Annotated in this window: 22 protein-coding genes; 11 read left to right on the top strand and 11 right to left on the bottom strand. The window is 61.7% G+C overall.

All coding sequences use genetic code 11. From position 1 onward, the window contains the following. A partial coding sequence (locus tag VSR34_RS32895; RefSeq protein WP_342964580.1) for an FUSC family protein occupies positions 1-501 on the top strand: 501 nt, incomplete at its 5' end. A 334-nt stretch (positions 502-835) separates the two neighbouring features. Here VSR34_RS32895 and VSR34_RS32890 read toward each other — a convergent pair. From VSR34_RS32890 to VSR34_RS32860, 7 genes are all read right to left on the bottom strand, one after another. After that, entirely contained in the window at positions 836-1,603 is a 768-nt protein-coding gene (locus VSR34_RS32890) for an ABC transporter ATP-binding protein (RefSeq protein ID WP_342964579.1), read from the bottom strand. Further along, the gene (locus VSR34_RS32885; RefSeq protein ID WP_342964578.1) at positions 1,600-2,481 is read right to left on the bottom strand and encodes an ABC transporter ATP-binding protein; all 882 of its coding nucleotides are present in this window, start codon (positions 2,479-2,481) and stop codon (positions 1,600-1,602) included. The genes VSR34_RS32890 and VSR34_RS32885 overlap by 4 nt, the downstream gene beginning before the upstream one ends. A gap of 1 nt (position 2,482) precedes the next feature. After that, positions 2,483-3,397: a nickel transporter permease gene (nikC, locus tag VSR34_RS32880; RefSeq protein ID WP_342964577.1), complete on the bottom strand. Its 915-nt coding sequence runs from the start codon at positions 3,395-3,397 to the stop codon at positions 2,483-2,485. Between the two features lie 58 nt (positions 3,398-3,455). Further along, positions 3,456-4,526 (bottom strand): ABC transporter permease, encoded by a 1,071-nt coding sequence (locus VSR34_RS32875; protein ID WP_342964576.1) that lies wholly within the window; start codon positions 4,524-4,526, stop codon positions 3,456-3,458. A gap of 11 nt (positions 4,527-4,537) precedes the next feature. Continuing rightward, entirely contained in the window at positions 4,538-6,145 is a 1,608-nt protein-coding gene (locus tag VSR34_RS32870) for an ABC transporter substrate-binding protein (protein WP_342964575.1), read from the bottom strand. 69 nt (positions 6,146-6,214) lie between these two features. Further along, positions 6,215-6,781: a D-alanyl-D-alanine dipeptidase gene (ddpX, locus tag VSR34_RS32865; protein WP_342964574.1), complete on the bottom strand. Its 567-nt coding sequence runs from the start codon at positions 6,779-6,781 to the stop codon at positions 6,215-6,217. Positions 6,782-6,950: 169 nt separating this feature from the next. Continuing rightward, the gene (locus VSR34_RS32860) at positions 6,951-7,667 is read right to left on the bottom strand and encodes a FadR/GntR family transcriptional regulator (RefSeq protein WP_342964573.1); all 717 of its coding nucleotides are present in this window, start codon (positions 7,665-7,667) and stop codon (positions 6,951-6,953) included. 230 nt (positions 7,668-7,897) lie between these two features. Here VSR34_RS32860 and VSR34_RS32855 point away from each other — a divergent pair, with 230 nt between their 5' ends. The 8 genes from VSR34_RS32855 (at position 7,898) to VSR34_RS32820 (ending at position 16,891) form a co-directional block, all read left to right on the top strand. Next, entirely contained in the window at positions 7,898-9,448 is a 1,551-nt protein-coding gene (locus tag VSR34_RS32855; RefSeq protein ID WP_342964572.1) for a sugar ABC transporter ATP-binding protein, read from the top strand. Further along, entirely contained in the window at positions 9,441-10,472 is a 1,032-nt protein-coding gene (locus tag VSR34_RS32850; RefSeq protein ID WP_028213815.1) for an ABC transporter permease, read from the top strand. Before VSR34_RS32855 ends, VSR34_RS32850 begins: the two co-directional genes overlap by 8 nt. Positions 10,473-10,525: 53 nt before the next feature. After that, complete coding sequence (locus VSR34_RS32845; protein WP_342964571.1) at positions 10,526-11,473, top strand: ABC transporter substrate-binding protein; 948 nt, start codon at positions 10,526-10,528, stop codon at positions 11,471-11,473. A gap of 82 nt (positions 11,474-11,555) precedes the next feature. After that, positions 11,556-12,572 (top strand): aldo/keto reductase, encoded by a 1,017-nt coding sequence (locus VSR34_RS32840; RefSeq protein ID WP_342964570.1) that lies wholly within the window; start codon positions 11,556-11,558, stop codon positions 12,570-12,572. A gap of 99 nt (positions 12,573-12,671) precedes the next feature. Continuing rightward, positions 12,672-13,682 carry a zinc-binding alcohol dehydrogenase family protein gene (locus tag VSR34_RS32835; protein ID WP_342964569.1) on the top strand — a complete coding sequence of 337 codons (1,011 nt, stop codon included), beginning with the start codon at positions 12,672-12,674 and terminating at the stop codon, positions 13,680-13,682. Positions 13,683-13,713: 31 nt separating this feature from the next. Beyond that, positions 13,714-14,874: a mannitol dehydrogenase family protein gene (locus VSR34_RS32830; RefSeq protein WP_342964568.1), complete on the top strand. Its 1,161-nt coding sequence runs from the start codon at positions 13,714-13,716 to the stop codon at positions 14,872-14,874. Continuing rightward, a complete protein-coding gene (locus VSR34_RS32825; RefSeq protein ID WP_342964567.1) occupies positions 14,871-16,397 on the top strand; it encodes an altronate dehydratase family protein in 1,527 nt (508 codons plus the stop codon). The genes VSR34_RS32830 and VSR34_RS32825 overlap by 4 nt, the downstream gene beginning before the upstream one ends. A 155-nt stretch (positions 16,398-16,552) precedes the next feature. Further along, the gene (locus VSR34_RS32820) at positions 16,553-16,891 is read left to right on the top strand and encodes an L-rhamnose mutarotase (protein ID WP_028213810.1); all 339 of its coding nucleotides are present in this window, start codon (positions 16,553-16,555) and stop codon (positions 16,889-16,891) included. 89 nt (positions 16,892-16,980) lie between these two features. Here VSR34_RS32820 and VSR34_RS32815 read toward each other — a convergent pair whose 3' ends face one another. After that, positions 16,981-18,111: a DSD1 family PLP-dependent enzyme gene (locus VSR34_RS32815; RefSeq protein ID WP_342964566.1), complete on the bottom strand. Its 1,131-nt coding sequence runs from the start codon at positions 18,109-18,111 to the stop codon at positions 16,981-16,983. Between the two features lie 138 nt (positions 18,112-18,249). Continuing rightward, complete coding sequence (locus tag VSR34_RS32810) at positions 18,250-19,170, bottom strand: LysR substrate-binding domain-containing protein (RefSeq protein WP_028213808.1); 921 nt, start codon at positions 19,168-19,170, stop codon at positions 18,250-18,252. Between the two features lie 196 nt (positions 19,171-19,366). Between VSR34_RS32810 and VSR34_RS32805 the strand changes: the two genes are divergently transcribed. Both VSR34_RS32805 and VSR34_RS32800 read left to right on the top strand, forming a co-directional pair. Next, a complete protein-coding gene (locus VSR34_RS32805; RefSeq protein ID WP_028231514.1) occupies positions 19,367-19,771 on the top strand; it encodes a RidA family protein in 405 nt (134 codons plus the stop codon). A 91-nt stretch (positions 19,772-19,862) separates the two neighbouring features. After that, on the top strand, positions 19,863-21,140 hold the full coding sequence (locus tag VSR34_RS32800; RefSeq protein WP_028213806.1) for an FAD-binding oxidoreductase: 1,278 nt from the start codon (positions 19,863-19,865) through the stop codon (positions 21,138-21,140). A gap of 104 nt (positions 21,141-21,244) precedes the next feature. Here the strand turns inward: VSR34_RS32800 and VSR34_RS32795 are convergent, their stop codons facing one another. Then, positions 21,245-22,717 (bottom strand): NAD-dependent succinate-semialdehyde dehydrogenase, encoded by a 1,473-nt coding sequence (locus VSR34_RS32795; protein ID WP_028231512.1) that lies wholly within the window; start codon positions 22,715-22,717, stop codon positions 21,245-21,247. Positions 22,718-22,824: 107 nt separating this feature from the next. Further along, the gene (locus tag VSR34_RS32790; RefSeq protein WP_006749694.1) at positions 22,825-23,316 is read right to left on the bottom strand and encodes a winged helix-turn-helix transcriptional regulator; all 492 of its coding nucleotides are present in this window, start codon (positions 23,314-23,316) and stop codon (positions 22,825-22,827) included. Between the last annotated feature and the right edge of the window lie 29 nt (positions 23,317-23,345).

Raw genomic sequence — 23,345 nt, 5'->3', positions numbered from 1 at the left:
CACCGGCTCCACCGGCTCGCGTGGCGGCCGGCGCTCGTCGCCAGCGTCGCGGCCCTGCTCGCGATATTGGCGGGCGGCGAATTGTCCGAAGACCGTTCGATGTGGGCGGTCATCAGCACGTTCGTCGTTTTTCTTGGGACGACTTCGTATCAGGGCACGCGCGCAAGGGTCATGAAGCGCATTGCCGGCACGCTGAGCGGCGCGGCGGTCAGCGTGCTGCTCATTACCCTGTGCGGACACCAAACCTGGATGCTCGTTGCCGCCATGGCCTTATCGGTTTTCGGCTGGGCCTATTACATTTTTCACGCATACGCTCGCGGCGTGTTCTTCATCACGACGCTCGTCGGACTCGTTTACGGCCAGCTTGGCTTCGCCATCGTGCCGCTTGCCGAATTGCGCATCGAGGAAGTCTTTGCCGGATGCCTCGTGTCGCTCGCCGCAGCCTTGCTGCTCATGCCGTCCACGACCGCTCCCGCGGGCGTCATGCTGGCTCGTGAGTAACAGCGGAAGCTCGGCCTGAAGTTCGCGTCGCTGCTGCGCTCAATACTCGTCGAGGTGAGCGAATGCGCGGTCCACCCCGTCGTGCACGGCGCGTTCGCCTTGACCAGCGACGCGGCAAAGCAGGCCGCGCAACGACTCGCGTTCGTGCTCGTCGGAACACGCTCAGGATGGCTTGCTCACTGGCGTGAAGGACGGCGGCTGGCACCGGGCGTGTTTACGGTGGAGCGGCATATCGGGAGTAAATGGGTATGCCGAAAGTGCGAGACGCTGATCCGGGCACCGGTGCCCGCACACGTCATCGGCAACGGCATCCCGACCACCGGCATGAGCGCCTTTATAGCGCAGCGTCGATACCCAACGCGCCGACAGCCTTGCGCTGATAGCCATTCGTCGCGAGCAACAGGCTGCGTGAATACTCGTTATCGACCTGCTGCGCTCTAATTTTCTCCACATCGAGTTCTTCGACGATCTCGCCATTGCGCATGATCGCAACGCGCGAGCACAGAAAGCTCACGACAGCGAGATTGTGTGTGACAAGCACCATCGTCAGATTGCGCTCGCGATGCAGGCGCTTGAGCAAGTTCAATATCTCGGCCTGCACGGAGACATCAAGCGCCGATGTCGGCTCGTCGAGCAGCAACACACGCGGCTCGACGATCAGCGCGCGCGCAATCGCCACGCGTTGCCGCTGCCCACCCGAGAGCTGATGCGGATAGCGAAATCGAAATGACGCATCGAGCCCGACTTCACGCAGCGCATTGACGATACGTTCTTCATGCTGGGCGATGCGGTTGATACGCAACGGTTCGCGCAATGTCTGATCGACAGTGAAGCGTGGATGCAGCGAGCCGTACGGGTCCTGAAACACCATTTGCACAGCGCGCTTTTGCGCGACACCGCCTTGCTGCGCGATGCGCACCGTGCCTTGCGCGCCGGGCGTCAGTCCGCTCAACGCGCGAAGAATGGTCGACTTGCCGGAACCCGACTCACCGACGAGCCCGAACGCTTCGCCTTGCGCGACATGAAAGCTCACATCGCGGACGGCATCGATCGCGCCCGCGTTTGTCCTGAAGCGCACTGTCAACGCATCGACGTCGATCATGCGGACGCTCCTTGCGTGTCGTCGAGCCATGCAGGATCGCGCGACAGAACGGGCAGTTCGGCAGGCGGATTGGCAAGCGGCGGATTCGCGGCAAGCAACCCGCGCGTATAAGGATGTTGCGCATGCATGAGATCGCGCGCCGCGCATGTTTCGACGACACGCCCCGCATACATCACCACCACCCGATCGCAGAACGACATGACGAGCGGCAAGTCATGGCTGATGAAAACGAGGCCGGTATCGTGTTTGGCGATCATCTCGTCGAGTACGGCGAGCACCTGCATCGATACGAGCACGTCGAGCGCACTGGTCGGCTCGTCGGCGATCAGCAGGCGGGGTCCCGTCGATACCATCATCGCGATCATCACGCGCTGTCCCATGCCGCCGGAAAGCTCATGCGGATAGGAATCGGCGACGCGTGCGGGGTTACGGATATGCACCGCTTCGAGGGCCGCGATGATCTTTTCACGCATCGCATGCCGGTTGAGTTTCGGATGATGCAGTGCAAACGCCTCGCGCATTTGCTGCGCGACAGTCATCACCGGGTTCAGCGAGTATTTCGGATCTTGCAGGATCATGCCCATTTGCCGACCGCATAGACGGCGGCGCCTGTCGGCGCGCATAGTCAGCAGATCATTTCCGTCGAAGCACAACCTTTTCGCGGTGTAATGCGCGGCTGGCGGCAGAAGTCCGAGCAGCGCGCGGCCCGTCAGCGACTTTCCTGAACCCGACTCACCGACGATGCCAAGCCGCTCGCCTTTATTCAACGTCAGCGAGAGTCCGCGCACGGCTTCATTCAGCGTGCCATCGTGCGTGCGAAATGCGATGCGCAGATCGTTGATCTCACAGAGAGGCGAGCGCGTTTCGTTCGTGCCCATATCAGTCTCCATGGCGGGGATCGAACACGTCGCGCAAGCCGTCGCCGAGCAGATTGAACGCGAGGCTCACGAGCAGAATCGCGAAGCCCGGTATCGTCGCCACCCACCATGCGTCGAGCAGCACGTTGCGGCCCGAGGCGACCATGAAGCCCCATTCAGGACTGGGCGGTTGGGCGCCGAGTCCCAGAAAACCCAGGCCCGCGACGGTCAGAATGATGCCCGCCATATCAAGCGTCGCGCGAACGATCACCGATGACGAACACAGAGGAACGATATAGCGCAACAGGATGCGCAGGTTCGACGCGCCTTGCAGCCGCGCGACGTGTATGAAATCGGCTTGCACGAGCCTCAATGTTTCCGCGCGTGCGAGACGCGCATACGCGGGCCACGCGGTGATCGAAATAGCGATCACCGCATTGAACACACCGGGCCCCAATGCCGCTGCGAATGCGAGTGCAAGCACGATCTTCGGGAACGCCAGCGCGATATCCGTCACGCGCATCAGCACGTTGTCGACCCAGTCTCCGAAGAAGCCCGCCGTCGTGCCGATCAGCAAGCCGATCGGCACGACGACCACGACAACGAGAATCGCAATCGACAGCGTCAGGCGCGAGCCGCAAATGATGCGCGAAAGAATATCGCGTCCGAGCTGATCGGTGCCAAGCCAATGAGAGGCCGAACCGGGCGGCAGCAGACGGTCGGACAACACCTGCCGAAGCGGATCATGCGGCGCGATCCAGGGACCGACGACGGCGACGATCGTGAGCAGTACGAGGATCGACAGACCGAACACCGATAGCGGATTACCCGAAAAACGCCGCGAGCGACGATACGCAAGACCGAGCGCCGCCTGCCTGCGCGAAGCGGGCGTATCGGTCAGCAGCCAGGCTCTCCACGCTGGCCGAGGCGCGTTCATCGGCATGTCCTGCGTTGACGTTTCAACAGATGGACGCACGTTGCAAATCTCCGTTGCATCAGCGGGCGCGCGGATCGAACACGCGATAGAGCGCATCCGTCAGCAGGTTCAACGCAATGAAAGTCATGCCGATCACGAGCGTGCTGCCGAGCACGGCATTCATATCGGCGTTGAGCAGCGCGCCCGTCAGATACGAACCGATGCCCGGCCACGCGAATACGATTTCGGTGAGCACCGAGCCTTCGAGCAAAAAACTATACGACAGTGCGATCACCGTCAGCAGCGGCACCGCGATATTGCCGAATGCGTGCACCCACACGACTCGCCGCTCGGCCAAGCCTTTTGCGCGTGCTGTCGTGATGTACTCCTGGTTCAACTGGTCGAGCATGAACGAGCGCGTCATCCGGCTCAGATAGGCGACCGAGTAGTAGCCCAATATCGTAGCGGGCAACGCGATATGCGACAGTGCATTGAAAAAGACATCCCATTCCCCCGCGATCAGCGAATCGATCAACAGACTGCCCGTGTGCGTATCGACCATGCCATCGAACACCGGGTCGATTCTTCCGGGTCCCGACACCCAATGCAGCTTCGCATAGAACAACAGCAATCCCATCAGGCCGAGCCAGAACACGGGCACCGAGCTGCCGATCAGGCCGATGAAACGCGCGACGTGGTCGATCCAGCGGTTGTGCCGTGTCGCGGCAATCACGCCGAGCGGCACACCGACCAATACGCCGATGATCGTGGACAGTGTTGCGAGCTCCAATGTGGCCGGGAAGACGCGCTTGATGTCGTCGAGCACGGGATTCGCCGTCAGCAGCGATACGCCCAGATCGCCGTGCAGCACCGCGCGCACGTAGATGAAAAACTGCTCGGCAAGGGGCTTGTCGAGTCCGAGCTGAATGCGCGCGGCCGCATAAGCGCTCGCCGACGCGCGATCGCCGAGTATGGCGAGCACGGGATCGATCGGCACCTTGCGGCCGATCACGAAGGTCACCGCCAGCAAACCCGTGAACGTGACGGCGAGCGTGAGCACCCAGCGCAGCACGCGCAACGTCCAGCGCACGGTCGCGCTGCGCGTGGACGCAGCGCGTATCCGGTCTATGGGAGTGAGCGTTGTCGACATGTCTCGCGCACTTACTGCTTCTTCACCTGCAGATAGGACACGAGATCGTTGATCGGACCGACTTCCAGGCCCGACACGCCCGGACGCATCGCCACTTGCGACTCCTGCTGGAACATGATGACGAACGGCGACTTTGCGAGCATTTCCTTCTGCATCGTCTGATAGCGCTGCGCGCGCTTTGTCGTCGACGATTCGGCGAGCGCCGCATTGGTCTCTTTCGTCAGATCGGGAATGTCCCAGGAATTACGCCATGCGAGCATCTTGTACGCGGATTTGTCCGAGTTGTCCGGATTCCATGCGTAGCCCTGCGCATTGCTGTGTGGGTCGATGTAATCCGCAGACCATTCGCCAATATAGATATCGTGCTGACGCGCGCGATACTTCGCGAGCGTCTGCTTGTTGTCGCCCGGAATGATCTCGACCTTGATGCCGCCTTGCGCGAGATCCGCTTGTATGGCTTGCGCGATTTCGTTGTACGGGTAAGCGCTGCGCACATCCATCGTCACATTGAAGCCATTGGGCAAGCCCGCTTTCGCGAGCAGCGCCTTGGCCCTGGCAACGTCCTGGTGATACGGATTGTTATTCAACGCGCCGAGGAAACCTTCGGGCAGGAACGTTTGATGAACCTTGAACGTGCTCTTCGTCACGTTCTTCTGAATGCCGTCATAGTCGATCAGCCATTTCATGGCTTCCTGCACTTCCGGCTTCGCGAGATTCGGGTTCTTCACGTTCAGGCCGAGATAGAGCAATGTCGCTTGCGGCACGGACATCACCTGCACCTTGTTGGCCTTGGTCAATGCGGCGAGATCATCGGGGCTCAGAGTGCGCGCGACATCCGCGTCGCCGTTTTCGAGCAGCAGGCGTTGGCTCGCGGCTTCCGGCACATGGCGCATCACGATGCGCTTCATCGCGAGCGGCAGCCGGTAGCCGTCGTATTTCTGCAGGATGATGCTGTCGTTCGCGGTCCATTTGACGAGCTTGTACGCGCCAGAGCCCGCTTCGTTCGTGCGCAGCCATTCGTTGCCGAAATCGTTGCCCTTCTGATGCGACATCAGGAGCTGCTTGTCGACCACCGACGCGGGCCACGCACCCAGCACGTTGAGCACGAATGTGGGCGCGTATTTCTGATCGGTCGTAATGCTGACCGTCGAGTCATCGATTTTCTTGATGTTTTGCAGCGCATTGTCTCTGGTCAGGCCAATGCCTTGCAATACGGCCGCCGCGCCTTTGTCGAGCAGCACGCAGCGCTGGATCGACCACGCGACATCATCGGCTGTCAGCGGATTGCCCGAATGGAACTTGAGACCCGGGCGAATCTTGAACGTGAACGTGAGTCCATCGGGGCTGACCGTCCACGATTGCGCGACATCGCCATTGAATTTCGCCGGGTCTTTCAGATCGACACGCACCAGTCGATCATAGGTATTCGCGACATATTCTTCCGGCACGAGCTCATAGACTTCGCCCGGATCGAGCGTCGAGAATTCGTCGAGCGTGGTGGCGATCACCAGCATGTCTTTTGGCGTCGCCGCAAATGCAGTACTTGTTGCCGTCATCGTAAGCGTCAGTGCGGACACGACCGCGACTGCCGCCAGCGCATTGCGCAAACCCAGATTCATACTCGCTCCGTATCGAGAGGGGAAATCGGTGAGAAACCCGCAAACGGACAGCAAAGAACCAGAACGCGATTACATCAACTTCAGGGGGCCGCTTTCGCTATTATCAATAACGGGAAGCGAGCGTGAACCAGGGATTTCGTAATGCCACCATTCACTTGAAATATGCATGAATCCTGCCGCATGCATGATGCCGAGCAGCAGCAGGCGATTGCGCTGCACGTGCTGAGGCAATCCGTGATGGAAGTGCTCGGACTCCTTGATCATTGCATCGAAGCCCGTGCCCATGTCGAGAGCTTCACCGTTGCTGTCGATCAGGGTGAGATCGAGCGCCGTGCCCCGGCTATGGTTCGAGCCTTGGCCAAGTTCTGCCACATAGGTGGGATCGGGCAGAAAATCCCACAGCACTTTTTGTGCTTGCGGCGGACGGTACGCATCGAAAATGCGCAGCTTCATGCCGGCGCTTCCAGCAAGTTCGACGGCTTTGCGCAATCTCGCTTCAGCGGGCGCGAGCAGCAGGGCGTGCGCTTCCTTGTAGATTGCCTTGCCGGTGAAATTGCGATCGGTCGCATACACGAGGTCGAGTTCGACGCCGTGCGTTTCCTGTGTGATGTGAATGAGGTGCGGCGTATCGGTCATGATTGTCAAAGATCGAATTGATCGAGTTGCGCAACCGCACGGAGCGACCTGGCAGTGGCAGAACGAGACACGTGTGAGTGGCACTCGTAAGGGTTGGCGCTCGGATGCCGATGACATGGCACATGATTTCTTTCACAGCGTAGCGTCGGGCCGACAGGCGGGTACTTTTTCACTTGCTTCCCCTGTAATCTGGGCCTTGTTTCAATGCTCCGCCTATCCATCGCTCCTCGGAGGCTTTGAGGTGAGCACGCATCGCTGTTTGCGCCGCGATAGGATCGCCGGCCTGCAGGGCTCTCAGGACCTCTTCGTGCTCGCGTACTGCCTCGGTCCAGGTTTGAGGACTTTCCGTATGACCGCGCATGGCGGCCGCGATCGGATCGTGGCGGCTATCGAAGAGTTCGCCGACGAAGCGACTCAGTACGGAGTTACCAGCGGCCTCCGCGATCAGCATGTGGAATTGCCGGTCTGCTTCAACGGGGGATTTGCCCGCTGCTGCCAGTCTGCGCATGCGCTCGATTGAGCGGCGCAGGCGATCGAGCGTGACGGCGGTCATGCGCGCTGCGGCGAGCACGGATACGCTGCCCTCGATCGCGGCGCGCGCCTGCATCAACTCCGACGGGCTATCGCCAAGGGACCCCACCGCGCTCTCATCATCGATACCTGTTTCACGCACATAGACGCCGGATCCGACCCGGATCTCCACCTTGCCACCGATCTCCAGTGCAATAAGCGCCTCACGTAAAGAGGGCCGCGAGACGCCAAGCTTGATGGCGAGTTCGCGCTCCGGTGGCAGACGCTCGCCCGCCGGGAACTCGCCCTGACGAATCAACGTGAGGATCTGCGTAGCGATGGATTGGTAAAGCCGCTTGGGTTCTGTTGATTTCACGATGAGGTTCTGTGCCTGCCAGCTGCCGACAAGTCGAACGGCCCATGGAGTCTAGCATTTCGGCTGAAGTACCGTGGGACAACCGATTGCGCCCGTCCTGGGGTTTTCCTTATGGGTAAGGCCAGTCTACATAAATCATATTGGCTTGACCAAATCCAGAGTTTGCCGTCTAATCCGTCCCAATTGGACTGACCAGCGCGAAGCCAGGTTGGCCCGTTAAAGGAGACGAGATGAGCGTGCCCACCGGTCTGTCCAGCCTGGACGCAGACCCCCGCAAGCTATCGAACGAGGAAATCCTTCGCCTCGAAGGTATCGGAAAGCGCTTCCCGGGCGTGATCGCGCTCGATGGCATCAACCTCGATCTGCGCTGCGGTGAAGTCCACGCCATTTGCGGCGAAAACGGGGCGGGCAAGTCCACGCTGATGAAGATCATCAGCGGGCAATACCGCCCGGACGCGGGCGTGATCCGCTATCGCGGCGAGGCCGTGCAGTTCCTCTCGACTGCCGAAGCGCAGCGCGCAGGCATCGCGATCATTCATCAGGAACTGAACCTGGTGCCGCATCTGAGCGTGGCGGAAAACCTCTATCTGGCACGCGAGCCCAAACGCGGACCCTTCGTCGACACACGCAGGCTCAACGCGGATGCCACGCGTTGTCTGGCACGCATCGGGCTGGATGTGGCGCCCACGACGCTGGTCGGGACGCTCCCGATCGCGCAGCAGCAGATGGTCGAAATCGCCAAGGCGCTTTCGCTCGACGCTCAGGTGCTGATCATGGACGAGCCGACGTCGTCCCTCACGGAATCGGAAACGGTCCAGCTATTCAGGATCATCAAGGAACTACGCGCAGCGGGCGTGGCGATTCTCTACATTTCGCATCGGCTCGACGAGATGGCGCACATTGTCGACCGCGTGACGGTTCTGCGCGATGGCCGCCACATCTCGACCGATGACTTCGCCGCGCTGAGCGTCAACGACATCGTTGCGCGCATGGTCGGTCGCTCGCTCGAGGACGCCTATCCGGCCAGGCAATCGTCGCCTGCCGAAGAGGTGCTCCTGAGCGTGAAGGATCTGCGCCGAAACGGTGTGTTCGGCCCGGTCTCTTTCGAGCTGCGCAGAGGCGAGATTCTCGGATTTGCCGGCCTCATAGGCGCGGGCCGCACGGAGGTTGCGCGCGCAATCTTCGGCGCTGACAGGCTGGATAGCGGAACGATCACGCTTCATGGTCAGCCGGTGAGCATCCGCTCACCGCGGGAGGCCATCCGGCACGGTCTCGCCTATCTGTCCGAAGACCGGAAGAAGGAGGGCCTGGCGCTGATGATGCCGGTTGCCGCGAACATCACGCTGGCAAACGTGCGCGCCATTGCGTCGCGCACGGGCTTCCTGCGCTTTCGGGAGGAGCACCAGATCGCCGAACGATACGTCAAGGAGCTGGCGATCCGGACGCCATCGGTCAATCAGATCGTGCGCAATCTTTCCGGCGGCAACCAGCAAAAGGTCGTGATCGGAAAGTGGCTCTATCGTGGCTCAAAGATCCTGTTTTTCGACGAGCCGACACGCGGTATCGACGTTGGCGCGAAGTTCGCCATTTACGGGTTGATGGACCGGCTTGCCGCAGACGGCGTCGGGGTCGTGCTGATCAGTTCCGAGCTGCCTGAACTGCTCGGCATGACGGATCGGATTGCCGTCTTCCATGAGGGTCGCATGACTGCCGTTCTCGAAACCGCACATACCAGTCAGGAGGAAATCATGCACTACGCTTCGGGGCGCGCCCATGCTTGAAATGACATCCGAATCGACTCAGGCCGCCAGGCAGACCGCCCAGCAACGGCGCCGCGACCTTATCCAGAAGTTTGCAGCATTGGGCAGCCTGGTCGTGCTCCTGGCGGCATTTTCTGTGACGAGTTCGGCATTCTTCTCGGTAGGCAATCTGATGACCGTCTGCCTGCAGGTGACGTCCATCGCCTACCTGGGCGTTGCGGCTACGTGCGTCATCATAACCGGCGGCATCGACCTCTCGGTCGGCTCCGTTCTTGCACTCGCGGGAGTTTCCGCAGCACTCCTGACAAAGGGTGGCGCGCCCGTGCCGGTCGCGATGCTCTGCGGCGTGCTGGTCGGCGCGCTGTGCGGGACGGTAAACGGAATCTGCGTGACGCGTATGAGACTGCCGCCGTTCATTGCGACATTGGGCATGATGCTCGTCGCGCGGGGGCTGGCGCTGCAGATCACCGGCGCCCGCCCGGTTTCGGATCTCGGCGACGCGTTTGGAGCACTCGGAAACGGGGCGCTGTTTCGCGTCTCCCATATCGGTGCGGACGGATTTCCGGACACGACGTTTCCGGGTATTCCGTTTCCGGTCGTCATCATGATCGTCGTGTTCGTCGCGGTCTCCGTGTTGCTGTCAAAGACCTCGCTTGGCCGCCACATCTACGCGGTGGGCTCGAACGCGGAAGCGGCGCGGCTTTCCGGCGTGAACGTTCAGGGCGTGACGCTTTTCACGTACGTCCTCTCCGGTGCCATGGCCGGAGTGACGGGCTGTGTGTTGATGTCCCGACTCGTCACCGGGCAACCCAACGAGGGTGTCATGTACGAGCTCGACGCGATTGCCAGCTCGGTCATCGGCGGCACTTCGCTGATGGGCGGTGTGGGGACGATCTCGGGAACGGCAATCGGGTCGTTCGTCATCGGCGTCCTGCGCAACGGACTCAACATGAACGGCGTATCGAGTTTCATCCAGCAGATCATCATCGGCGTCGTCATTCTCGGCACTGTCTGGATCGACCAGTTGCGCAATCGCAAGCGGTAATCACTCGTAGTTCAACCACCACACGAAGTTCAACCACAAGAGAGGAGCGAGACATGCGAAAGCTTTCCTTACTGACGGTATCGGCGATGTTGTGTGCAGCGTTCAGTACCGGCGCCTACGCTGCAGGCGGCGAGATCGCCGTGATCGTCAAGACGGTCAACTCGAACTACTGGCAGAACGTGCAGAAGGGCGCGAACGCGGCGGTTGCGGAAGCGAAGGGCTATACGATGACCTTCCAGGGGCCGGCCGCCGAGTCGGATATCGCCGACGAGGTGAACATGGTCGAGAACGCGGTCAACCGGCACGTGGCAGGTATCGTGCTGGCGCCTTCCGATCCCGACGCTCTCGTGCCTGCCATCAAGAAAGCCTGGGAAGCACATATCCCGGTGGTGCTGATCGACTCGGCCATTTCGGACTCGGGCAAACCGTACTATCAATCGTTCCTCTCGACCGACAACGAGAAGGCGGGCGAACTCTGCGCCAAGGCATTGATAGATCGCGTAGGGCAGACGGGCAAGATTGCAGTCATGTCGTACGTGCCTGGCGCCGGATCGGAAATTGGCCGGGTAGGCGGGTTCCGCAAATACATCGCGGCCCATTCGAAGCTGCAGATCGTCGGACCTTATTACTCGCAGTCGCAGATGGCGACTGCGCTGAATCAGACGACCGATGTGCTGTCCGCGAATCCGGATCTGAAGGGCATCTTCGGCGCGAACGAACCGACCGCGGTCGGCATGGGACGCGCGCTCAAGCAGGCAGGAAAGGCTGGCAAGCTGGTGGCGGTCGGCTTCGATGGCAATGAGGATCTGCAAGGCTTCGTTCGCGACGGCACCATCCAGGCGATCGCCGTTCAGGGGTCGTGGCAGATGGGGAACAAGGGAATCCAGACGGTGGTCGGCGTCATCGAGCACAAGCCCGTTGCGAAGCTCGTCGATACCGGTGTCGTCATGGTCGACAAACCGAACCTCGACTCCCAGGAAGCGAAGAACGTCCTTTACTGATGGTGGCCGATCTGCGACGAAGCCTTTTGGCTCGTCGCAGGGAGCCTTCACGGTATTTCCCTGACACCTGCCTCCCCGGTTTATGAACGCTTCCGACAAACGCGCCTTGGCGCGCAGTGGCCTCGAACTGACCAGGCTTGGCGTTGGCTGCTCCCAGCTTGGCGGGCTCTACCGTGCCATGTCGGCCACCGATGCCTGCGCATTGGTCGACGCCGCCTGGTCCGCAGGCCTGCGCTACTTCGATACCGCGCCGTATTACGGCTATACGCTCTCCGAGCGGCGCGTCGGGCAGGCACTCGCGGCGCGCCAGCGCAGCGCTTTCAGATTGAGCACGAAAGTCGGGCGTTTGATGCGCCCCGATGTCGGCGTCCAGCCCGGTGAGGATGGCTGGGCCGAACCGTTGCCGTTTCGCCCCGTGTTTGACTACAGCTACGAGGGCATCATGCGCTCGTACGAAGACAGCCAGCAGCGCCTCGGCCTCGCGCAAATCGATATCCTGTATGTTCATGACATCGGCAGTCTGACCCACGGCGACCGACATACGCACTACTGGAGCCAGCTTACGGCCGGCGGTGGGTTTCGTGCGCTCGAAGCGCTACGCGCAGGCGGCGAAGTCCGCGCCGTCGGTCTTGGCGTCAACGAGTGGGAAGTCGCCGTTGATGCATTGAACGAAGCGCCGCTCGACGTCATTCTGCTGGCCGGCCGGTACACCCTGCTCGAACAGGGTGCGCTGAAGCCGCTGCTCGATCGCTGCGCCCGCCTTGGCACAGGTGTCGTCGTGGGCGGGGTATTCAATTCCGGAATACTCGCTGGCAACGGCAAGTTCAATTATTCGGAAGCGCCCGCCGAAGTCGTCGCAAAGGTGCGTCGCCTTTCCGCGCTATGTGAGCGCTTCGACGTTCCACTTCCTGCAGCGGCGCTGCAGTTTCCATTCGCGCATGACGCTGTCGTTTCCTGCGTGATCGGTGCGCGTAGCGTTTCCCAGCTGCAGCAGAACATCGCATGGCTCGAACAACCGGTGCCGGCGGACTTCTGGGGCGCGCTTGGCCAGGAAGGACTGATCGCCCCAGATGCGCCCGTCCCCGGGAGTCGTCAATGACGCCGCGCACGACTACTGTCACTGCCCTCCACGCGACCTGGATGCGATCTATCGTGCACACCGAGCCACCATACCTGACCTGACCGAGAGGACATCAACATGCTTAGCGTGATCTGCGAATCGCCCGGGGTGCTGCGCGCCGAGGAGCGCGATTTACCCGCGCGGGGTGACGGCGAAGTACTGATGCGCGTCAGCCGTGTCGGGATTTGCGGTACCGATCTGCATATTTTTACCGGCAATCAACCCTACCTCCAATACCCGCGCGTGATGGGTCATGAACTGTCCGCAGTGGTCGTCGAGGCGGACCCTGACTCGGGGCTCGCGGCTGGCGACGGCGTGTACGTCATGCCCTATCTGTCGTGCGGACACTGCGTCGCATGCCGTCAAGGCAAGACGAACTGCTGCGTCAACATTCAGGTGCTGGGTGTGCATCGCGATGGCGCACTGACCGAGTATCTCAGCGTGCCTGCGCAGTTCGTGCACAAGGCGCAAGGCGTGTCGCTCGATCAGGCGGCCATGCTCGAATTTCTTGCCATCGGCGCACATGCCGTGCGGCGTGCCGATGTGTCGCGCGGCCAACGGGTACTCGTGGTCGGGGCTGGCCCGATTGGCATGGCTGCGATGATCTTTGCGAGGCTGCGCGGTGCGACGGTCGTTTGTCTGGACACGCGCGCGGACCGCCTCGAATTCTGCAAGTCGCAGCTGGGCGTCGATGCGACGGTCGCGGTGGGCCCGGACGACGTGGCGCAACTCGCATCGCTCACGGATGGCGAGTTCTTCGATGCGGTGTTTGACGCGACCGGCAACATCGACGCGATGAACCGCGGCTTTGCCTTTGTCGCACATGGCGGCAAATACACCCTCATCTCGATCGTGCCGGGGCAGGTGACATTCTCCGATCCGGAATTTCATAAGCGCGAGACCACGTTGCTTGCCAGCCGCAACGCTACCGCCACCGACTTCGAAACCGTGCTGGAGGCGATGCGCGCGGGCCGCATTCCTGACCAGGCGTTGAATACGCACCGCATGCGGCTTGACGAAGTGCCCGACGCATTTCCTCGATTGCTGGAACCGGGGCAGACCGTTGTCAAGGCGTTGGTCGAATGTTGAATTGCACTGCGAAGCAATCAGGACAGGCGGCATGAGCACACCCATTCTTCAGTTCGGCACCAGCCGGTTTCTACTGGCCCATGTCGCCTTTTTCGTATCGCAGGCCCTTGAGCGCGGCGACGCGATTGGCGGAATCGGCGTTGTGCAGACCACGGGCAATCCGTCGAGTCGAGCGCGTATTTCAGCGCTTGCGCATTCACGCAGTTATCCGGTCCGCATTCGGGGCAGGGAAGGCAGTGTGGCGGTCGATCGCGTCGTCGATTGCCACGCCGTCCAGAAGGGGTGGATCGCCGATCTCGACTGGGCACACATTCGTCGTGTCATGATCGAGCAGGTGCGGGTCATTGTCTCGAACACGGGCGATGCCGGTTACCGGCTTGACGACCGGGATTCGGCGGACATGCTTGTCGGCGACGAACAGGTGCCGCACAGCTTTCCGGTGAAGCTGCTGGTTCTCCTGCATGCACGTTGGCAGGTGCGTCCCGATGAGGGTGTGTCGATCTTTCCGTGCGAGCTTGTCGAAAACAATGGCAACACGCTTCGCGATATCGTGCTCGGCGTGGCACGGCAATGGGAAATGCCGGCGACGTTTATCGGGTATCTGGAGCATAGCTGCGTCTGGGTGAACTCACTGGTCGACCGGATCGTGTCCGAGCCGATCGACCCGGTCGGCGCGATCGCGGAACCGTATGCGCTATGGGCCATCGAGCGGCGTACGGGCATGGAGTTGCCGTGTGTGCACGAGCAGATTGTGGTGACGGACGACCTGCGTACCCATGAGCGTCTGAAGCTCTTCTTTCTCAATCTCGGCCACAGCTGGCTCGCGGATCAGTGGATCAACGAGCGCCGCCCGTCGAACGAAACGGTGCTGGTGGCGATGAGCGATCCCCGACTTCGGGACGGTATCGAGGGAATCTGGCACGAGGAGGTCTTGCCGGTGTTCGACGCAATGGGCCTGCGCACTGCCGCGGAGCGCTACATCGAAAGTGTGCGCGACCGTCTGCTCAATCCCTGGCTGGCGCATCGTATCGCGGACATTGCGACCAATCACGAAGAAAAGATCAGACGGCGAGTCAAGCCGTTGATCGAACTCGCGGACTCGTTATCGCTTACTTCTACACAGCCGCGCCTGCGAAGCATGCTGGCCGCGCAGAACCGCCTGGACGCTGCAGAAGGGAGGCGTGAATCATGAACGTGGAGACAGTTCTGGTGCTTCACCGTGAAGACAACGTTGCCGTTGCGCTTCGTGCGCTGGATGCAGGCACGCAGATCGATGCGAATGGGCAACAGGTTCACGTCTTGACGCCTGTGCCTGCCGGTCACAAGGTGGCCATACGGAACATCGCCTGCGGCGCGTCGGTGACAAAGTATCGGCAGACGATCGGGGTTGCGCTATGCGACATCGCTGCGGGCGAGCACGTTCACGTACACAACGTCGGCATGCCTGAACGTCACGAGAGCGGGCAGTCGGGCCACGAAACGGCGCTTCGTGCTGCGGAGATGGGCCCTTTCGACACGTTTGAGGGATTCGTGCGGCCGGACGGTCAGGTCGGAACGCGCAATTACATCGGCGTTATCGCGAGCGTGAACTGCTCGGCCAGTGTTTGCCATGCGATAGCGGATGCGTTCAAGGGCGCACCCATGGAGGCCTTCAAAAACGTGGACGGTGTTGTCGCGACTACGCACCAGAGCGGATGCGGGATGTCCGCTTCCGGCGACGGAATTGCGATATTGCGTCGGACACTGGCCGGTTATGCGCGCAATCCCAATTTTGCGGCCGTGCTGTTCGTCGGACTGGGTTGCGAGGTCAATCAGGTCGAAGATCTCGCGGCATCGTTGCGAGCGCGCCACGAAGGGTCGATCCGAACGCTCGTCATCCAGGACGCAGGCGGTGTGCGCGAGGCGGTGACGCGTGGAGTAAAGGTCGTACACGACCTGCTCGAAATGGCAGATCGGGCCGTGCGCACAACAGTACCTGTGGCGCGGCTGAAAATCGGGCTGCAGTGCGGCGGTTCGGACGGGTATTCGGGAATCACCGCCAATCCCGCGCTCGGTGTGGCGGTCGACCTGATCGCACGTAATGGCGGCACCGCAATCCTGTCGGAGACGCCGGAGATTTACGGAGCAGAGCATCTGCTGACGGCACGGGCAGCGTCGGATGACGTCGCCGAGCGTCTGCTCGGGAAGTTGCGCTGGTGGGAACGCTACGCGGCGGAAAATGGCGGCGAAATGAACAACAATCCGTCGCCCGGCAACAAGGCAGGTGGCATTACAACGATCCTTGAAAAGTCACTGGGAGCAGTCTCGAAAGCAGGCGGCACCGCACTGAATGCGGTCTACGACTACGCTGAGCCGGTATCTGAAAGCGGCCTCGTATTCATGGACACGCCGGGCTACGACCCGGTGTCCGCAACGGGGCAGATCGCGGGAGGGGCCAACCTGATCTGCTTTACGACTGGACGCGGCTCAGTCTTCGGTTCCAGGCCGGCTCCCACCATCAAGATTGCAACCACCACGGACCTGTTCGAGCGAATGCGCTCGGACATGGACTTCAACAGCGGTGACATCGTCGACGGTCGTCTGAGCGTCGAGGAAGCAGGGATGCAATTGTTCCGGTTCATTCTGGAAGTTGCATCGGGAAGGCGAACGTGCAGCGAGGAAAACGGAATCGGTGATCGCGAGTTCGTTCCCTGGCTGCAGGGGGCGATCATGTAACGGGCGACGCCCGGGGCACTAACAGTTAGCGATGCAGATTGAGAGGGATGAAGTGTGCGATTCATTTGACAGCATGCAGGGAACGCCATGCGGAAACAGGCCACGCAAGGCGTGACCCCAGCTGGATGACTGCGGCATTTTAAACAGGAGTGATCGTGCGTTACTGCTTCGCGCTGGATCTGAAAGAAGATCCTGAGCTTATTGCCCGTTATGAAGAACTTCACCGCCAGGTTTGGCCTGAAGTGATCCAGCACATACGAGGCCATGGCGTTGTGGACATGGAGATTTACCGTCTGGGAACCCGATTGCTCATGGTGATGGAAACAGACGACAGAATATATGACGCTGGCAGGATGGCGACCGCTGCTAAAAATAACCCCGTGGTCCAGCGGTGGGAAACGTTGATGTGGCAGTTTCAGGCGCCCACACCGTGGACGCCGTCCGGACAGAAGTGGATAGCGATGAGCCGGATATTCGACCTGGCACAGCAATAGCACCGCTGGCGAGTGCGGCTCGGCGAAGGGATGATTCAGGCTCATCGAGGACAGTGAACATGCCGTTGAATCACGCGCCACCGTTCGTCTTACCAGCCATAAAAGCGTGGCCAGGTTTCGACTCTTCCGTCGGGACCGACGGCGTGATAGGCGGGATGCTGCGCGCCGGTGGCACACGCGTGGTTGGGCAGGATGCGCAGGCGTGTCCCGATTGGGAAGCGCTGCTCGATCTCATGATCGGGCGTTCCTGACCGGGACACTATGCCGTGCTCCTGGTTCGCGCCGCTCATCAGATAGTCGCCTCGCACCTCCCCGTTTTCGAGGCAGACGAGGCCGTAGCCAAAATCGCGCTTCTGGCGGTGGGTACCCCGGTCGCGGCTCATAGCCATCCAGCCCGCATCGACGATGGCCCAGCCTTTCTCGCGTTGGTGGCCGATGACCGTAGTCAATACGCTCAATGCAATCTCGGACGTGTCGTTGACGCCCACGTTATGCATGACGAGATCGAACATCACATAGACGCCTGCGCGAACTTCCGTCACGCCTTCCAGGTGTTCGGCGGCTAGCGCTGTCGGCGTCGATCCGATGCTGACGACGTCACACTGCAGGCCGGCCGCGCGAATGCGCTCGGCGGCGCGCACACAGCCCGCACGTTCCTGTTCGGCGATGCGGACGAGATCCTCGTGCGTGTCATAGTCATAGCTGGAACCCGCATGGGCCAGGACGCCGCCGAGATGCATTCCGCCGTTGGAAAGCGTGGCGGCGACTGCGAGAAGTGTGTCATCTTCGGGCGCAATGCCCGAGCGATGGCCATCCACGTCGATCTCGATCCACACGTCGAACCGTTCATTGTGTTCCCGCCCGAATGCAACGATGGCTTCGGCGCATACGACGCTATCGGCAACGATCTTCAGGTCGCAGCCTTGCCGGCGCAGCGCCAGTGCCTGCGGGAGTTTCGTCGGGGCCATGCCCACAGCGTATACGATGTCGCGGATGCCGCGTGCCAAAAATTGTTCGGCTTCCTTGAGCGTGGACACGGTGATACCTTGTGCGCCAGCATCCATTTGCGCCTTGACCACCTGCTCGCATTTGGTTGTCTTGACGTGCGGCCTGAATTTCACGCCGAGCGCATTCATGCGTCGCTGCATCCGTTCGATGTTGCGGTGCATGCGCATGACATCGATCAACGCCGCGGGGGTGTTCAATGACTCCAGGTTCATCTGTGGCTCCTGACGATTATTCGCGCGATCGGTGTTCGATGCCGACCTCGCGCGTGAAGAAAAGCCACTATAGGAGTTCGCTGCGAACTTGTGCTTAATGACCGATAAATCCACCTTTAAGCAACGTTCAATGCTGCGTCAATTCCGCCAGGGCACTGGGTCGAAGGCTTGCTTCGCGGCTTCCAGAAACACGCGCTGACGGATGGTCAAGCCCTGACGCGTGGGCGTCAGCGCTATTACCGGTGCGGGTTCAAGGCGCCATGCCGGCAACACGCGCTTCAGCTTTCCCTCGGTGATCAGCCGTGCGCAATCCCATTCGGATCGCGCGACAACTCCGAGGCCGTCAACCGCCCAGTCCCTCACCACGGTGCCGTCGTTCGAAGACAAAGTGCTGTTTAGCCGAACCGTTACGGCCTGGCTTACGCGTTTGCCCTTAGCGTCGTATTGACTGAAACGCAGACGCGTCACGTCTTCATCGTTTTCTCGTAGCGTCAGGTACGCGTGCCGGGTGAGTTCGGACGGATGCTTGAGCTGTGACAGGCTATCCGCAAAGGCGGGGCTCGCGCAGAGGAAGCGCTCGTTCGGGGCCAGGTAATGTCCTACCCAGGAGGATCCTTTGATGTGGCCGATTGAAATGACCACGTCGGCGCCCGACGCGGCAGCGAGCGGACTTTCGAACAAAACGAGCGAAATCCCCAGATTGGGATGCGAGCGATGCAGGTCCCGGACGAGCGGCGCGACATATTCCCTGCCGAACCCGAACGGTGCTACGACGCGCAAATGGCCGCTCACACCGCTTGCCTCTCCCGAGACGCGGGACGCAATGGACTCGATCCGCTCCAGGATTTCGATCGCTTCCTGAACGAGGCGGTGGCCTTCGTCAGTGAGAGAAATGCCTCGGGCTGCGCGTGTCGCAAGGCTCACCCCGATGCGTTCTTCAATGCGCTGAAGACGTACCGTAACCGCGGGCGGCGTAAGATCCAGTAACCTGGCGGCTGCCGCAAGCGACTTTGATACGCCAAGCGCACGGAGCAGCTGCATGTCTTCCAGTTGAAGCATTAAGAACTCGCTAACGACGGATTCATCAGATATTAAACACGACGAAGATATTTATTTCTATAGTACGTCGCATCAGCTGGCAACCGCCGTGAGCCATCCACACTGCAGGCGGACTGGCGAGGCGACTCTGAAACTGACAGCCTTCCCGGCTGGCACGGCGCAGCGGCCAGCCGGTTCATTCTTTAAAGTGGCCTTCATGGATAAGTATCAACACGGTACGCAGTACCCTCGAACGATGAACCCCGCTGGGCTGGCAACGCCGGGCGGCCACTACAGTCACGTTTCAATTGCAAATGGCCTCGTTTTTGTATCGGGTCAACTCCCGATCGACGCGACCGGCCGAAAACTCACGGATAGCTCTTTTGAAGCGCAGGCCAGGCAGGTATTGGCAAATCTGTCTTCCGCGCTTGTCGGTGCAGGCAGCGACATCAAGAAACTGACCCAGGTCCGCGTCTATATCGTCGATGTCGGGCATTGGGCGAGTTTCAACGAGATCTACGCGCGCTGGGCCGGCGATGCGAAACCTGCTCGCGCCGTCGTGCCGGTTCCGGCACTGCACTTCGGTCTGAAGATCGAGATCGAGGCGGTTGCAGTCGTATAGCCCGAGCGGTTGCGCTTGCGGTGCTACTCCAACATTTCGGATAACAGATCATGCTGTGCCAGGCACCAGTCCGCCAGCTCTGGAGTTTGTCATGCATTTCGGTTCCTACTGGCTTGATACGTGCGCGCCATTCGTGAGCCGCTCGTCGGAGCTGCCTGGCGGAAGTTGCGACGTGGTGGTAATGGGCGGCGGAATCACGGGCTCGGCGGCCGCATTGGCGCTGGCCAGGAAAGGCGCGCGCGTGATCGTCTGCGAAGCAGGGACCGTGGGGCAGGCGGCGTCGGGCCGCAATGGCGGCATGTGCAACAACGGCTTCGCGCAGGATTACGCGTCGCTGTCGCAGCGCATCGGCACGGAACTCGCTAACCGGCTGTATCTCGCGTTCGACGCGGGTGTCGATAGGGTCGAGCGGCTGGTCAGGGAGGAGTCGATCGACTGTGATTTCGTTCGCAGCGGAAAGCTCAAGCTCGCGGCGAAGCCCGAGCATTTCGATAAGCTCGCGCGCAGTCACGCGTTGCTTGCCGCGAGCGTGGACCCTGATACGTGCCTCGTGACAGCGGCAGAGCTTCGTGACGAGATCGGCTCGGACCGCTATCACGGCGGGTTGATCTTCAGGAAGAGTGCCGGGATGCACGTTGGCCGCTATGTGCGTGGACTCGCGAACGCTGCCCAAGCGCGCGGCGCGCACTTTATCGAGCATGCGCCGGTTCTCGGCTTGAAGCGGCAAGCGGGCGGCACATACGCGGCGCAAACGCCGCTCGGCGAGATCCGTGCGCGTCAGGTGCTGCTCGCAAGCGGCATCTCGCAGGTGGGGCCGTTCGGCTGGATTCGCCGCAGGATCGTGCCGGTTGGCGCGTTCATCATTGTCACCGAGCCGTTGCCACGCGAGCTGCTCGACCGCTTGCTGCCGACTCGCCGGATGGTCACTGACACGAAGAACTTCGTCAATTTCTTTCGCGTGACGCCCGACAACCGGATGCTGTTCGGCGGGCGGGCGCGATTCGCGACGTCGAATCCGCGTTCGGATGAAAAGAGCGGGTTGATCCTGCGAAAGCAGATGGCCGCCGTGTTTCCCGAACTGGCCGGGGTGCGCATCGACTACTGCTGGGGCGGGATGGTCGACATGACGGTCAACCGGCTGCCGCGCGCGGGCGAGCGCGACGGCGTGTATTACTCGATGGGCTACAGCGGCCACGGCACGCACATGGCGACGCTGATGGGCACGCTGATGGCGGAGATCATGGACGGACGCGCCGATCTCAATCCGTGGAAAGGCTTCGACTGGCCGGCGATTCCCGGTCACTTCGGAAAGCCCTGGTTTCTGCCGTTCGTCGGAGCGTGGTACCGGCTCAAGGACACCCTGCAATGAATTCTCCATTACTCACCGGATGCAAGCAGGAAGTCCGAACCGGTCCTTCATCGATGGTGAGTGGAGCGTGGCCGACGGCGGCGCCCCGTTCGCGGCGGCGCGAGTCAGTCGAGTCCGCCCTGGCACAGGTACTTGATCGACAGGTAATCGTCGAGGCCATAGCGCGAGCCTTCGCGGCCGTAGCCCGATTCCTTCACGCCGCCAAACGGCGCGGCCTCGCTCGCGAGCGCACCCTCGTTGATCCCGACGATGCCCGTTTCGAGCCGCGCCGACACGCGTGCGATCCGCCTTAAGTCCTGCGTGTAGAAATACGCAGCGAGCCCGAACGGCGTGTCGTTCGCGGCGTTGACGGCCTGGTCCTCCGTGTCGAACGGAAACAGCGCGGCGACCGGACCGAAGGTTTCCTCACAGGTGAGCTGCATGTCGGCGGTGGCGTCGGCGAGCACCGTCGGCGCGTAGTAGTTCGGCCCGAGTTCGGGCAGACGCTTGCCGCCCGTGAGCACGCGTGCGCCGCGCTCGATGGCGTCGCTGACATGGCGCGCGATCTTGTCGACCGCGCGTGCGTTGATCATCGGGCCGATCTGCGCGGCCGGATCGGTCGCGGGCGCAACCTTCAGCTCTGCCACACGCGCGGCGAGCTTCTCGGCGAACGCATCGTAGATGCCGGCCTGCACGTACACGCGATTGGGCGACACGCAGGTCTGGCCGCCGTTGCGGAACTTGGCCGCCATCAATCCGTCGACCGCGGCATCGAGCTCGGCGTCGTCGAACACGATGAACGGCGCATTGCCGCCGAGCTCGAGCGAGAGCTTCTTCAGCGTCGCGGCCGACTCACGCGCGAGCAGCTTGCCGACGGGCGTCGATCCGGTGAACGTGATCTTGCGCACGCGGCCGTCGGCGAGCCAGTCGGCTACCGCGTCGATGCCGCGCTCGCGCGACGCGGCGATCATGTTCAGCACACCGGGCGGCACGCCGGCTTCCTGCGCAAGGAACGCGAGCGCGAGCGCGGTCAGCGGCGTGTCCTCCGCAGGCTTCGCGACCACCGTGCAGCCAACTGCGAGCGCGGGCGCGATCTTGCGCGCGATCATAGCGAGCGGGAAATTCCACGGCGTGATCGCGGCGACGATGCCGATCGGCTCCTTGACCGCGCTCAGCCGCTTGCCCCGCTGCTGCTGCGCAATGATGTCGCCGTACGTGCGCGTTGCTTCTTCCGCGAACCACAGCACATACGATGCGCCGTAGGCGACTTCGCCGCGCGCCTCGGCGAGCGGCTTGCCCTGTTCGCGCGACATCAGCTTCGCGAGATCGTCGGTGTGCGCGACGATCGAAGCGTGCCACGCCCGCAGGATGGCGGCCCGTTCGCGAGCGGGCGTCGCGCGCCATGCTGGCAGCGCACGTGCGGCCGCGTCGGTCGCGGCGCGCGCGTCGGCCGCGCCGCTATCAGGGGCATGGGCGACGGTCTCGAGCGTCGCCGGATCGGTGACGTCGAAGCGAGCGCCGTCGAGCGCGTCGCGCCACGTGCCGTCGATCAGGTTGGTGGAGCGCAGGAGTTCGGTTCGGGTCAGTGTAAGCGGCATGGCAGGTCCCTGGATGAAGCGATCCAGCGACGCCCCCGGCGGTGCGGGCGCGCGACTCCCCGCGCGCGGACAGCGGGCTGCCGCGTTGCAGGGGCGCACACCGACCGTCAGTGACGTTCGCCGAACAGCGATTCGAGCGGATAGTGCCGTTTGACGAACGGCGACTTGATGATCACGTAACTGAAATACTTCTCGATGCCGATGTTCTGCTCGAGCAGCCCTTCGACGATCGTCTGGTAATGGCTCACGCTGCGTGTGATGAACTTCAGCAGATAGTCGTAGCCACCGCTCGCGAGGTGGCACTCGACAATCTCGTCGACGTTGCGGATCGCCGCGACGAAACGGTCGAAGTCCTCGCGACGGTGGTCGGCCAGCGTGACCTCGGTGAACACGACCTGCACGTCGCCGAGTTTCTCGAGCTGGATGTGCGCGCCGTAGCCGCCGATGTAGCCGGCCTTCTCGAGCCGCTTCACCCGGATCAGGCACGGACTGGGCGACAGCCCGACCGCATCGGCCAGTTCGACGTTGGTCATGCGGCCGCGTTTTTGCAACTGGGAGAGGATGCGCAGGTCGATGCGATCCAGCTTGCTGTCCGTAATGTTCACGTGAAAAGGCGAAAATGGAATGT

This window comes from Paraburkholderia sp. JHI2823 (assembly GCF_038900695.1).
GTDB lineage: Bacteria > Pseudomonadota > Gammaproteobacteria > Burkholderiales > Burkholderiaceae > Paraburkholderia > Paraburkholderia mimosarum.
Note: the sequence above shows the minus strand (reverse complement) of the source record. Positions and strands in the feature narration are given on the sequence as shown.

Excerpts from the sequence above, each read along its gene's own strand:
- VSR34_RS32890 (WP_342964579.1), bottom strand. The coding sequence starts at position 1,603 with ATGATCGACGTCGATGCGTTGACAGTGCGCTTCAGGACAAACGCGGGC.
- VSR34_RS32885 (WP_342964578.1), bottom strand. The coding sequence starts at position 2,481 with ATGGGCACGAACGAAACGCGCTCGCCTCTCTGTGAGATCAACGATCTG.
- nikC (WP_342964577.1), bottom strand. The coding sequence starts at position 3,397 with ATGAACGCGCCTCGGCCAGCGTGGAGAGCCTGGCTGCTGACCGATACG.
- VSR34_RS32875 (WP_342964576.1), bottom strand. The coding sequence starts at position 4,526 with ATGTCGACAACGCTCACTCCCATAGACCGGATACGCGCTGCGTCCACG.
- VSR34_RS32870 (WP_342964575.1), bottom strand. The coding sequence starts at position 6,145 with ATGAATCTGGGTTTGCGCAATGCGCTGGCGGCAGTCGCGGTCGTGTCC.
- ddpX (WP_342964574.1), bottom strand. The coding sequence starts at position 6,781 with ATGACCGATACGCCGCACCTCATTCACATCACACAGGAAACGCACGGC.
- VSR34_RS32855 (WP_342964572.1), top strand. The coding sequence starts at position 7,898 with ATGAGCGTGCCCACCGGTCTGTCCAGCCTGGACGCAGACCCCCGCAAG.
- VSR34_RS32850 (WP_028213815.1), top strand. The coding sequence starts at position 9,441 with ATGCTTGAAATGACATCCGAATCGACTCAGGCCGCCAGGCAGACCGCC.
- VSR34_RS32845 (WP_342964571.1), top strand. The coding sequence starts at position 10,526 with ATGCGAAAGCTTTCCTTACTGACGGTATCGGCGATGTTGTGTGCAGCG.
- VSR34_RS32840 (WP_342964570.1), top strand. The coding sequence starts at position 11,556 with ATGAACGCTTCCGACAAACGCGCCTTGGCGCGCAGTGGCCTCGAACTG.
- VSR34_RS32835 (WP_342964569.1), top strand. The coding sequence starts at position 12,672 with ATGCTTAGCGTGATCTGCGAATCGCCCGGGGTGCTGCGCGCCGAGGAG.
- VSR34_RS32830 (WP_342964568.1), top strand. The coding sequence starts at position 13,714 with ATGAGCACACCCATTCTTCAGTTCGGCACCAGCCGGTTTCTACTGGCC.
- VSR34_RS32825 (WP_342964567.1), top strand. The coding sequence starts at position 14,871 with ATGAACGTGGAGACAGTTCTGGTGCTTCACCGTGAAGACAACGTTGCC.
- VSR34_RS32815 (WP_342964566.1), bottom strand. The coding sequence starts at position 18,111 with ATGAACCTGGAGTCATTGAACACCCCCGCGGCGTTGATCGATGTCATG.
- VSR34_RS32810 (WP_028213808.1), bottom strand. The coding sequence starts at position 19,170 with ATGCTTCAACTGGAAGACATGCAGCTGCTCCGTGCGCTTGGCGTATCA.
- VSR34_RS32805 (WP_028231514.1), top strand. The coding sequence starts at position 19,367 with ATGGATAAGTATCAACACGGTACGCAGTACCCTCGAACGATGAACCCC.
- VSR34_RS32800 (WP_028213806.1), top strand. The coding sequence starts at position 19,863 with ATGCATTTCGGTTCCTACTGGCTTGATACGTGCGCGCCATTCGTGAGC.
- VSR34_RS32795 (WP_028231512.1), bottom strand. The coding sequence starts at position 22,717 with ATGCCGCTTACACTGACCCGAACCGAACTCCTGCGCTCCACCAACCTG.